The organism is Thermoflavimicrobium dichotomicum (genome assembly GCF_900114055.1).
Taxonomy (GTDB): Bacteria; Bacillota; Bacilli; order Thermoactinomycetales; family Thermoactinomycetaceae; genus Thermoflavimicrobium; species Thermoflavimicrobium dichotomicum.
Genome location: NZ_FORR01000021.1, coordinates 46,161 through 58,204, shown reverse-complemented (window position 1 = coordinate 58,204; position 12,044 = coordinate 46,161). Strand labels below are relative to the sequence as shown.

The window sequence follows — 12,044 nt, the reverse complement described above, 5'->3', positions numbered from 1 at the left end:
AATGGCCTTGCTCCTCTCAAAGAGAGGAAAAGGCTTTGTGATCTGTCTCATTTTCTATATTCAATTCCCTTTATTTGTTTATTTCCCAGAAACATACAGCCCCTGGCGCTTTTCTTGCGAAAAGAGCCAGGGGTTTGTCATCAATCTCCACTCTAGGAAATATTTCCTAGAGTGTTTTTTATGCCGGGTGGGGGACTCGAACCCCCAACGAGCAAAATGCTCACCTATGTGTAGTATAGGCGCAATCCCTTTCTGCCAACCCGGTAATTTCATAATAAAAGAATATTTGTAATTGTTCAATAGAATATATAGTAAGAAATAAAATGAAAATTAATGTTTTCTTTACATTTTATTAATATTTCCTTTAAAAAACGTTTATTTACTTTATAATATTCGAATTGACTTATTATTAATCTTTTTTGTATTCTTCATTTTAGATGGAATTTTATTGTGAAGGAGAATAATATTTATGAAATATCAATTATGGAACAATTTCTCCAATATGGCGGACTTTATAAAAAATCCTTTAATTATTACTCGGGGCGAAGGATCCTATGTCTATGATAAAAATGACAAAGAGTATGTTGATGCTATTTCAGGCATTTGGAATGTAAACTTAGGTTACAGCCGAACAGATATTATTGATTTTATGTATGAAAAGTCTAATGAAGTAACGGGTGTTTCTCTTTTTGGGAGAGCTCATCAAATCGGTATAGAATATGCTAACGAACTTTTAAACCGATTGGATAATGATTTCGATGCGGTATTTTTTACTACAGGTGGTTCGGATGCAGTAGAAACAGCTATTAAAATAAGCAGGAGCTTTTTCTACCACTCGGGCAAGCAAGAAAAATTTAAAATCGCACACTTTGAAAATTCTTATCATGGTGTTTCTTATGGAGCTTTGAGTGTGATGGGGATTAATAGTAATACCACAGGTACAGGACCTATGCTGCCAGGATCTATCACCTTACCAAAACCTACTTCTGTGGAATCTTCCGATATCCATTGGGAGCTTATTGAAAGGAAGCTAAATAATGAAAATCCAGATACAATTGCAGCTATTATTGTTGAGCCGATTATGGGTGCTGGCGGGATTATACCAATCGAAAGCATCATTTTAAAGAAATTAAGAGAGTATTGTAATCATCATGATATTATACTTATTTTTGATGAAGTGGTAACGGGATTTGGACGTACAGGAAATCTGTTTGCCTATAAAATGCACAATATAAGACCAGATCTAATCACAGTAGCAAAAGGAATGACAGCTGGGTATGCTCCGCTTGGAGGAGTGCTGGTTAGCGAAAAAATATATGAGCTGTTCAAGACGAATGATATTGTTTTCAGGCATGGTTTTACGTATGGGGGTCATCCAATTTCCTGTGCTGCAGCATATAAGACATTGAGAATTTTATTAGAAGAAAATGTTATTGATCATGTAAGACAGAAAGAGGAATTGTTATGGAAATATCTATTAGATCTTAGTTTTGAATTTGATTTAGTACAGGAAGTAAGAGGAAAAGGCTTTATGTATGGCCTAAAGTTGGATAGTAAATTCCAAGGTATTGCGAAAACTGTCTCAGTAAAAGCTCAGGAGAATGGATTGCTTTTTAGACCTGCTGAGGAAGAAGTTGTTGTTGTAATGCCCCCCCTTACTTCTGATGAGAATGTTTTAAAAGATATTTATAACAAGTTACAAAAAACCTTGCATGAAGTATCCAGTCAATTTATTGGTTTAAGGTGAAAGCATGGATATAAATACGATTGATCTTAATGGGAAAACTGCCTTTATCACAGGAAGCACCCAGGGAATAGGACTGGCAATTGCAAAAGTCCTTTCCCAGTTAGGGGCAAAGGTTATTATACATGGACGTTCAAGAGAAAAAGTTCAAAGGATAATACAAGAAGAATATAAATATGGTTTTGTTGGCTTTGCCATACCTTTAGATGATCCTAATCAAATTGATAATCTGTTAGATGAAATGCTTAACAAATACAAAGTAGATATTCTTGTAAACAATGCAGGTATAGGAAAACCTTTAAGATTCGAAGAAACTACTCTTGATTATTGGAAACACGTTTATCAAGTGAATTTGTTTAGTCATATTCAGATTATTAATAAATTACTTCCTTATATGAAAGAGAGAGCGTGGGGAAGAATTATTAACATTTCCTCTTCTGTCGCAGAAAATATTAAACCCTACTTTCCTGCATATTCGAGTAGCAAAGCTGCGTTAGTTCATATTACTAAAGTTCTTGCACAAACGTGTGCAGAAAATAATATCTTAGTTAACTGTATTTTACCAGGATCTATAAAAACTGAAATGACTCAATATGCTATTCAAATGTATTCGTCTAAATTCGGTGTAAGCATTCAAGAAAGTGAATACTACCTTTATACAAAGAATGTAGCATTAAAAAGAATGGGTGACCCTAGAGACATTGCAAATTTTGTTGCTTATTTGTGTTCGGAGGCCGCTAATTTCATAAACGGGGCTTGTATTCCTATTAATGGTGGTGTGACTATTTAAATGAGGAAGTTAAATTTATTAGAAGAGCTAACAATTTGCTCTCGAAAAAAAATATATAAGATTTTTTTTGGAGAGAACATACTGAATAATCTTCGAGAAATCTTGGAAGATAATTCTTTGCTTAGAAAAAAAATACTTCTCATTACTGATGATAATGTGAAACAATATTACTTGGATCAAGTATCTAGTCAATTTATCAACTCTGATATATTATTCCTCCACTATTCAATTAAACCTGGTGGAAAGAATAAGAGTCTGGATAACGCAATGAAAATATATCAAATTCTTATAAAGCATTCGTTCTATAAAGATGACCTAATAATAGCTTTGGGTGGAGGAGTAATTGGAGATCTTGCAGGATTTGTAGCTGCTTCATACTATCGAGGAATTAAATTTGTACAAATTCCCACGACATTACTATCCCAAGTTGACAGTAGTATTGGAGGAAAAGTAGCTGTACATTTTCAAAAAATAACTAATGCAATAGGCTTCTTCTACCCACCAGATCTTTGCTTAATAGATCCATCCCTTCTTAAAACTCTTCCTAAACGTGAATTTAACAATGGCATGGCGGAAATTATTAAAGCTGCTTTTGTACAGGATCCTGATTTATTCTTAGCTCTGGAAAGTATGAATTTAAAACAATTCGATAGTAAAACATTTAATTACATAATTCTTCAATCAGTCAAGTTAAAGAAAAAACTAGTTGAAATTGATGAAATGGAAAAAGGCCCGAGATTGTGTTTGAATTTTGGACACACTTTAGCTCACGCTTTGGAATCTCTTACTAACCACAGTTTATTGCTTCATGGCGAAGCGGTTAGTATTGGGTGTGTTTTTGAATGTTTTATCAGTGAATATAAACATGGATTTTTTAAAGAGAACACAAATCGATTGATAAGAGTGTTAAAAAAGTATAATTTACCCACAGTAATTGATACAGAGTTGTATTCCGCTAAGACTTTGGATGATCTTACAGAAAGTATCATACGTTTTATGAAATTTGATAAAAAAGTAAGTCAAGGGCGAATACGTTTTATTCTCCCATTAAATGTTGGTTCTTTTGTGATCGAAGAAGTTGAAGATATATCTTTGATAAAAAAATTACTTTATAAAATGTATATATGAAGAGGATGTTATTATGAAGATTTCTGTAATTTATGGCGGATCGCCAATGGAATATGATATAGCCTTAAAAACGGCCAAATTTGTACATGAAGAGCTAATTTCTCTTGGTCACGAAGTTTTCTTGTTAGACATGAAGAACATTTTTGAGGAAATCAATATGTTAAAGAAAATGGATTTTGCTTTTTTGGTTACATATGGTTGTCCAGGAGAAGATGGTACACTTCAAGGATTATTGGAGTTGCTGGATATTCCTTATAATGGAAGTGGTGTGCTTGCATCCTCACTTTTTAAAGATAAGTCAGTAGCAAAGCATATATTTCAAAGTTTAAAAATACCTACTCCTCAATTTATGAGTTTTACTATTCATGAGTATTATTCAAACAAAAAAGAAATACTTGATCAACTTTCACGTAGTTTATCAATGCCTGTAATTTTTAAACCTGCAGTACAAGGTGGTTCCAGTATAGGGATTAAAAAGGTTTCCGAATTCAACATTAATAAGATTAATAAAGCAATTCAACATGTAAACCAATATGACGATAAAATACTAGTCGAAAATTATATAAATGGTGTTGATTATATTATTGGTGCTGTTTGCGATGTCAATGAGATTACTTTACTACCTCTCATGAGAGCAGTAGTCAATAAAGAAAATTCATTTAAAAGTCGATATCTAAGTAACAAACCTATGTTCGTTGAAAATGATGAGTTAGATAATAAGATTGTTCACGAAATATGTTCGGATATGGTTAAAGCTCTGGAGCTTCTAAATGTTCGAGGCTTTTGTTATGCTGATTTGCGAGTTGATTCGAAAGAACAGTATTACTTCATTGAAATCGGTACTACATATGGGATGCTCCCAAATAGTGTTGTCCCAGTATCCGCATCTAAAGTTGGTTTAGATATTAAAGATGTTTTGAATCGAGATATTGAAATTGGTTTGAAAAGACACAAACAGAAAAGAGGGTCCAAAGTATGCAATTTGCATTGAGGAATCTTGCTTTGGTTTTAAAAAATAAGGATTTCGTATTCCTAACAATAGGAGAAGCTATCTCATCTTTTGGTAATAGGTTTTTCAAAATTGCTTTTCCTATCTTAATTTACAACCTAAGCAAGTCTGCTATCGCATTATCAACAATGATTGTAATAGAAACTCTCCCCCAAATACTTTTTGGGCTTTTCTTGGGAGTGGCTCTAGATAGGTACGATAGAAAAAAAATCATCATGTATTCAATTGTTATTCAAACTTTACTAGTTCTTATCATACCATTACTGATACATGTTAATGCCCATCTCTTTTTTTATTACGTTATAGCTTTCTTGTTGTCTTTATTTGGGATGGTTTACGATACAAGTGTTAGTGTCATAATTCCTAGTATATGCGCCAAGAGAGACATACAAGTGTATAATTCTGTTTTCCAAACCATAAGGACAATCTCTAAACTAGTTGGACCAGGATTAGGTGGTTTACTCATCTCTATATATAGTATCAGTTCTGTATTAATTTTTGATGCAGTAACATTCATCGTTTTATTGTTAATGCTGATTAAGGTTACTGTCCCTCAAATACCTCTAAATAAGAGTAGATTTAAGTTTAGTGAATTATTTGAAGGAATTAAAACCATTAAAAAGAGTAAAGTCATTTGGAGTACAGTAATTTTAGTTGTTTTTATCAATATTGCAATGCAAGCTTTTAATGCATCTTTGGTCTATTATACGAAGCATGAATTGTATTTAAAGGATGACTTAGTAGGAATTATATTTTCTTTTGCTGGTTTGGGAGGAATTGCAGGGGGAATTATTGCGGGTACTCTTACAAATAAATTTACACCTGGAAAAATTCTCATATTTTCTTGTTTACTTTTAAGTGGTTTTATAACCTGTTACCCTTTCTTTGCAAACTGGATACTCGCGGGTGCGATGTACGCTGTTATTTCTTTATTGGTAACAGTTATGGATGTTACGATCATCTCTACAATACAACAGACTACGAATAATGATATTTTAGGTAAAGTTATTACAAGTATAAATGTTTTGACTCTAACTATAAGTCCTTTGGGTGCACTAATTAGTGGTCCTTTAACTAGCATTACATCAATTCAAACAACTTTTGTTACTTTTGGATTGGTAACTATTCTAGGAGTTTTCTTCTCGCTGAATAAACAATTCCTTTCTTATAAGTATACAGATACTAATACTAAATCTGTGTAGGTGAGATGAATGTTTAAGGTTTTAAATTTCAACGATTTTACTCAGTTTAAATCATATGTGTTGAATAATACAGATTTCAAAATTGTTCCTGTGTTTGGTTTAAAAGATACGAACTTCTTAGATGGATTAGAAATCTATGTTCCGGGAGATATCGAGTCTTCAACAGGTGTAATTACACAATTAGACCCAACTCGGGAAATAAATAAAAACTCGAGTACATTAGTTGTGTTCGATTTAGAGTCCGATTTTTGGGTGTTTGGGCTTCTATATGCGAAACTTAAGGATTTAGATTATATAGCTGTAAATCACCCTCAACAGATCATTAAAGAAGTAGAAAAAACAAGTCGTGATTATATAATTATTGTTACATCTCCAATGACCTTAACCCATGAATTTCAAAAAGGCTTGTTAGAAGCAAGTTCGATTTTAATTAATGGTTACCCTAGACAAATAAAAAGTTATGGGATTTTTACTGCTAGAGACTTGAGTACGATGAGCAAGGTCTTGTTAAAGAACTACTATCATAATAATAGTAATATTCGTAAGGTATTAATCAATACAGGTGGGTATGAATTTAACAAGATTAACAAGGAACTTTACAAAGAGCCTTTCCAGATAACATATGAAGATGTATTTAATAAAAGTTATGATGTGATATTTCTTTCTGGGGGAGGTAGAGAAGATCGTCTAAAAGTCGGGAAAATAGCGATTTATGGAGATTATCAATCACTGTCAGGAGATTATCAAAATACTTCCCCCTTACCGGACGATTTTAATTTTGACATCAAAAATAAAAATAAATATTTCGTTTCAAATATAGATACAAAAGTACTTGCAGTGAATGGATGTGTCTTAGGGAAAACTACAAGGTCAAAAGTGGAATACCCGAAGGAGATTTTTTTCTCCTATAGCGCATTAGAAGGAAAAGTTATTTCATATATTGCTCCTTATTGTGCAAAGGGATTAGCAGAATCTGAAGCGATTTTGTTATATAAGTTATTACTTAAAGGATTGCCTATAGGAGAGTGCGTAAAAATCCTAAATCAATATGCTGCACATTTGAATTTTTTTCCTTCTTTTGTTCTTTATGGAGATCCTACACTCACTTATAACAAGGAGAGTTTGGAACACATTGAAGCAAGTGACACTATATATTTTAATAGCGAAGAAGATCTTTTGTTTGTAAAAAATGTTGGTTCACAATGGGATTCTTTGATTTCTCAGTCTGATTGGTCTCAAAAAGAGGATATCTATTATTTGATTATATACAATAGCAAGGAAAATAAAGACCTTATATTGTTTACTGCGGATAAATTGAAATCATATAAAGAGATAAAATTAAAAAATAATTATAAAGAGCATTTTCTTGAAACGATTAGAGATTGCTTTAATAGCATGCAAAAAAACAATGTATACGGATTGTATCCTCCTGATACCAAAGGCTTAGAGTCACAAATACTCAACCGTATTAAAGAAATTAATGAGTATTCTATCTTGCTGAATTATAGTTCTAAAAATGATGGACTATTTGTGCAGAAAAAAGAAGATTTTATATCCTTAGTTCATAAATTTCATAAAAAATCCTTATCTTATTGGGAAAAAAACACGATCACCGACAAAAAACGTTTTTATGATAAACATTATGTACAAAGTAAAATTAAAGATTACATCATGAAACAGAACTGTCCAGTTTGCAATTCTAGTTACTATTTTGAACAAACGATGCAATACGCAAGTATTAATAGTATTCATAGAACTATTGAATTTTGCCCCACATGCTCCGTCATTACAGACTTTGACGATCTAAAGATAAGTATTGAAATGGCAACATATGTTGAAAAAGGTAAGGTAAATTATCAGTTTTCTATTGTTAATAATACTTCTTACCCCGCCATTATTGATTGTCTCCTTACATGGAGAGGGATAAAAAATAGAATAAATAACACTGATACAACATCAAGCTTTATTCTTGATGGGAAAATGAAAAAGTTAATTAGCTATAGTATTAAAACTGAGGATCTTTACACACGGGATAAGGTATACCCCGTCTTTATCTTGATGTCCAACTTGAAGTATTACTTTCTTAAACGTCCCCATCTTTTAATTTATTAAAAAGGAGTACGATCTTGATGATTATAGAATTTATTAAATCAGAAAATTCTTTTCTTGAAGAGATTAAAGAAAGGCTAGATAAGGAAGGGATTAAGTCTGTAGTAAATACTGCTGAAAGTAAAATTTGTTTACTTACTCAACCGGAAAGTACAGATTTAATATATACGTTAATTGACTCTCGTAAAATTAAGGATTTCTATAAAGTAAAATATCCATTCAAACTAGCAAGTAGACAATTTAAAAGTGGAAATACAGTTGTAAAGGTGAATGAAAACTATGTTGGTAATGGAAAGCCAGTGTTTATTGCTGGGCCTTGTGCCGTGGAATCCGAGCAGCAACTAATGGTTACTGCAGAGTTTTTGGCTTCTTTAGGTGTAAATTTTTTAAGAGGAGGAGCCTTTAAGCCAAGGACGTCTCCATATTCATTCCAAGGACTAGGAGAAGAAGGTTTAAAGATATTATATAAAGCTAAATTAGCTACAGGCTTGTCCATTGTATCTGAGGTAGTGAATGTAGAGGATGTGGAAGTTGTAGCAGAATATTGTGATGTATTACAAATTGGAACTCGTAATATGTATAATTACCCCCTTTTAAAAAAGGTGGCAAAAACAAATAAACCAATTTTGTTAAAGAGAGGATTCAGTGCGACGATTGATGAGTGGTTGCTAGCAGCTGAGTATATCCTAAGTGAAGGTAATTTTAATGTCATTTTATGTGAAAGAGGAATCAGAGCAAATTCGAAGTATACGAGAAATTTGTTAGATATTAGTGCTGTACCCATCATTAAAGAATTAAGCCATCTTCCGATTATTATTGATCCTAGTCATGCAGTAGGCGTTACTAAATATATTCCTCCAGTTTCAAAAGCGGCGTTAGCGGTTGGAAGCGATGGTCTGATTATTGAGGTACATCCTAACCCTGAACAGGCATTATCGGATGGTCAACAATCGCTTAATTTCGAACAATTTAAAAGGCTTTATGAACAGTTTAGTGTAGAAGCTACAAATAAAGTGGTTTAAAAAATGAAAAGTATCCCCCCGTAACATACACATACGCGGTGTCTGTTGCACAATGGACCCTTAAATAATTTTTCCATTCGGGTACAGCCCCTGTCAAGGAGCTTTTTCAGCCTCCATACCAAGGTATGTAGAACAACAATGATCCTGTGAGATATGGGAGGGTAAACTCCTTGGACATTGTGAAGATCCAAATATACATTTATTCAATCTTATCTTCATCTAAGATGGTTTCATTTTGAAATCGGGAGAGAACAAACTTATTTATAGAGGGAGGTATGAACGTGTTGAAGTGGCTTGTAATTGATTCTTCAATGCTTAATTTTGTAATTAGTAATGAATTGATTTTTAAACCTGGTTATTTACCTATAGTTCATGACGAAACTAATCCACTAGAACATATTGAAACTATAGCAAAAAGATACAAAGTCAGTTTGCAAATTATACATAATCTTGACGATTTACGGGAATTAACTATTCAAATAATTTCCGCAAATAATAAAACTAGGAGTGAAGCCATTTGTGCAATAGAAAAGGGGAGTAAGGCAAAACTGTTTGCCCAGATTTATAGTTATCATAAGAATATAAAATTAATTGAATTTGAGAATATTGAAGAGTTACAGGACTACGAAGTTAACTATGTCACCATTTTTTCCTTTACACCTGATGTAGATAGTTTGATTAAAACTAATCAATTTCTCCATAATAAAAAAGTTGGATTTGTAATAGGTGGAAATTTGGCTGAACTAAGTTTTTTTACAGCAAAAATTCTAACTCCCGTTCAAGATTATGTTCGTAACTCTGTATACCTTCAAATGATTGACGATAAAATGCAATCACAGAATATTAACGATCAGATCTATATTTATACTCGTAAAAAGGATCCTTTCGATCGTTTGATGGAACATAATGTTAAAGGGATGGATAACCTTATTATTGCTGCTCACGGAAATGGTGAAGAGATCTATTTAGGATCGAAAAAAATTGTCAGTAAAGAACCTGATAAAAACAGGGTACTTGCCTCAAAAATTAATGTTCTTAACGTATTTTTAGATTCGTGTTTTGGTTTGAAAACTCATCAACCAAAGAATCATCCACAGTTAAATCCTTTATGGCGGACATTGCTATTAAGTGGTTTAAGATCATTAATATTGTATCCAGGCGTTAAAGATAATAGTTCAGTTGAGTGTAATTGGTATTTGGGCTTGTTACATTTCGGATACACATTTGGTCATATTGTTTCGCTCATCAATAAGAATATCTCTCGATGTGCAAATGAAATTGGGAGATATATATTGTTAGGGGATCCGGAACAAAACTATTCCTTAGTGAAAGATTTGATCACATACAAAGAAGATAAAGTATTGGATACACTAGATATTAACATTGATAATCCTAAACATTTCATAGAATTGGAATTTGCCGACCAAATAAATTTAGAAAGAAAAGGTTTTGTTACTCAAAATGGAGAAAGTGAATGGTTATTGACAGGTAAAAATAAAGTTTTAATTGTTAGTTTGAACCCGTCCACAAAAGGATTAAGTGGTTCTTTTAAAATGTTAGACAATGTGGTCAAATCTAGCTTTAATGAGCTAAATTTAATGAAATTGATGCCACCTTCTGCAAATGGCTTCATTAAGCAGTTAGAAGCAGCTTACGCGTCAATTAGTTCCCACTACCCCAAAGCTAGTTTTAACTCAAAACATTTTAGAAAGTTAAAAGACAACTTAAGCAAAGTGGAGATGCTACGAAGTAAAATCGCTATCAGTGTTTTAAAGAGCTTATTAAACGAAGCTAAAAGTGGTTTATTTCCAATTACTGAAAAGTATTCCGAGAACTTTGTGATGTCGCATTATGAAGAGACAAATGAATTTTGTTTTTGTGGTAAAAACCTGACCAAAAAAGTGCTCATATCCCCTTTGGATACAAGTATTAAGAGAGAAATATTGCTTTGTTCAAGTTGTGGTACGATAGAAGATAAGCCACTTTTTGATGAATTTGTGAGAATCAAGCTTAATTCTCTGGACAATGTTGAATCAGGCGGGATTCTGACAGTTAGAATTGAAAGTGAAGGGATCAATCAATTTGACTATGGTTTAACTTATATTGGGTGTAACTCACCCTTGATTAATATTGCTAACGAGTCTGTGTTCGAAGTAACTCTTACAGTTGATTCGCAATCACAATATAATTCCCTTAAATTTATTGCATTGGTTAATGAAAGGCTCTGGGTAATTACAAAGCCAGTATATGTACAAAATGAACATTTCACCTATGTATAATAGGACAAACAAAAGTGAGTTACAAAAATGCCGTCTGAAAGCCCACGGTTTGAATCGCGGATGAAAGACAGCGTTGCTCGGTAATCCCTTCATGGGATTGCTTAGAGCAACCATTTTCTATATAAAAACATACGAGCGGTGCTCATCCTGCTGGTAGTAGGTCGAATGTTCCTGTGGACGTCATGGTACGAGGTTCTGGTAGCGAAATGACTCCTACCAGATAAAACCATGAGAGTGAATAAAAGGAACTAGCATACTGGTAACAGGTATGCCGCCCATGTGGGTACATGCGGTCCAGTACCATAGAACTGCATGGGATGGGGTGATGCACACCCCTGAACTTGGGCGTTGTCCGAAACAGAAATGGACTGAGGGCGCTAACGCAAGAATACCACGGCTTCAGCCGTGTGGAGTGTCAACACTAAAACGAAAAAAATGAGCAGCTTCTTCTGAAACCTCCTCAGAAATATCTCAGACTTATCCGTAGTCTACGGAGAGAGCGGACATGTCCAGAGTGCCAAACTCACCATGATCGAGACTTCAAAGATTCCAGCGTATCTATTTATATAGATTAAGGGTTCCGCCACATCGCCATCAAGTTAAGGATTTATTATCCTGTCAGCAGATGGGAGTTCCCAAGGCATCCATTAATATCTTGCAAGAAGGTATGAGACTCATTGCCGATGGGCTGTTGGTCTAAGCTTGGTAAATTTCTCTTCGGTAGAAGAGATTACCCAAGAATCACCTGCTTTTAGGTAGGC

At 33.5% G+C, this 12,044-nt stretch carries 8 protein-coding genes; all 8 read left to right on the top strand.

Features of this window, described 5'->3' with window-relative positions; genetic code table 11:
• Positions 1-469 precede the first annotated feature (469 nt).
• The 8 genes from BMZ78_RS15830 (at position 470) to BMZ78_RS15795 (ending at position 11,283) form a co-directional block, all read left to right on the top strand.
• Positions 470-1,747 carry an aminotransferase family protein gene (locus tag BMZ78_RS15830; RefSeq protein ID WP_093231385.1) on the top strand — a complete coding sequence of 426 codons (1,278 nt, stop codon included), beginning with the start codon at positions 470-472 and terminating at the stop codon, positions 1,745-1,747.
• A gap of 4 nt (positions 1,748-1,751) precedes the next feature.
• Positions 1,752-2,534 (top strand): SDR family NAD(P)-dependent oxidoreductase, encoded by a 783-nt coding sequence (locus BMZ78_RS15825; RefSeq protein ID WP_093231384.1) that lies wholly within the window; start codon positions 1,752-1,754, stop codon positions 2,532-2,534.
• A complete protein-coding gene (gene aroB, locus BMZ78_RS15820) occupies positions 2,535-3,662 on the top strand; it encodes a 3-dehydroquinate synthase (protein ID WP_093231383.1) in 1,128 nt (375 codons plus the stop codon).
• 13 nt (positions 3,663-3,675) lie between these two features.
• Positions 3,676-4,653: a D-alanine--D-alanine ligase family protein gene (locus BMZ78_RS15815; RefSeq protein ID WP_093231382.1), complete on the top strand. Its 978-nt coding sequence runs from the start codon at positions 3,676-3,678 to the stop codon at positions 4,651-4,653.
• Positions 4,638-5,873 carry an MFS transporter gene (locus BMZ78_RS15810; RefSeq protein ID WP_093231381.1) on the top strand — a complete coding sequence of 412 codons (1,236 nt, stop codon included), beginning with the start codon at positions 4,638-4,640 and terminating at the stop codon, positions 5,871-5,873. The genes BMZ78_RS15815 and BMZ78_RS15810 overlap by 16 nt, the downstream gene beginning before the upstream one ends.
• 9 nt (positions 5,874-5,882) lie before the next feature.
• Positions 5,883-7,985, top strand: a complete 2,103-nt coding sequence (locus BMZ78_RS15805; RefSeq protein WP_093231380.1) for a hypothetical protein — start codon at positions 5,883-5,885, stop codon at positions 7,983-7,985.
• A gap of 17 nt (positions 7,986-8,002) precedes the next feature.
• Positions 8,003-9,004, top strand: a complete 1,002-nt coding sequence (aroF, locus tag BMZ78_RS15800) for a 3-deoxy-7-phosphoheptulonate synthase (protein ID WP_093231379.1) — start codon at positions 8,003-8,005, stop codon at positions 9,002-9,004.
• 281 nt (positions 9,005-9,285) lie between these two features.
• Positions 9,286-11,283, top strand: coding sequence for a hypothetical protein (locus tag BMZ78_RS15795; protein ID WP_093231378.1), 1,998 nt, complete (start codon positions 9,286-9,288; stop codon positions 11,281-11,283).
• Positions 11,284-12,044: the final 761 nt, after the last annotated feature.

Bases quoted from the DNA above. Each gene is read 5' to 3' on its own strand.
- BMZ78_RS15830 (WP_093231385.1), top strand. From the start codon at position 470: ATGAAATATCAATTATGGAACAATTTCTCCAATATGGCGGACTTTATA.
- BMZ78_RS15825 (WP_093231384.1), top strand. From the start codon at position 1,752: ATGGATATAAATACGATTGATCTTAATGGGAAAACTGCCTTTATCACA.
- aroB (WP_093231383.1), top strand. From the start codon at position 2,535: ATGAGGAAGTTAAATTTATTAGAAGAGCTAACAATTTGCTCTCGAAAA.
- BMZ78_RS15815 (WP_093231382.1), top strand. From the start codon at position 3,676: ATGAAGATTTCTGTAATTTATGGCGGATCGCCAATGGAATATGATATA.
- BMZ78_RS15810 (WP_093231381.1), top strand. From the start codon at position 4,638: ATGCAATTTGCATTGAGGAATCTTGCTTTGGTTTTAAAAAATAAGGAT.
- BMZ78_RS15805 (WP_093231380.1), top strand. From the start codon at position 5,883: ATGTTTAAGGTTTTAAATTTCAACGATTTTACTCAGTTTAAATCATAT.
- aroF (WP_093231379.1), top strand. From the start codon at position 8,003: ATGATTATAGAATTTATTAAATCAGAAAATTCTTTTCTTGAAGAGATT.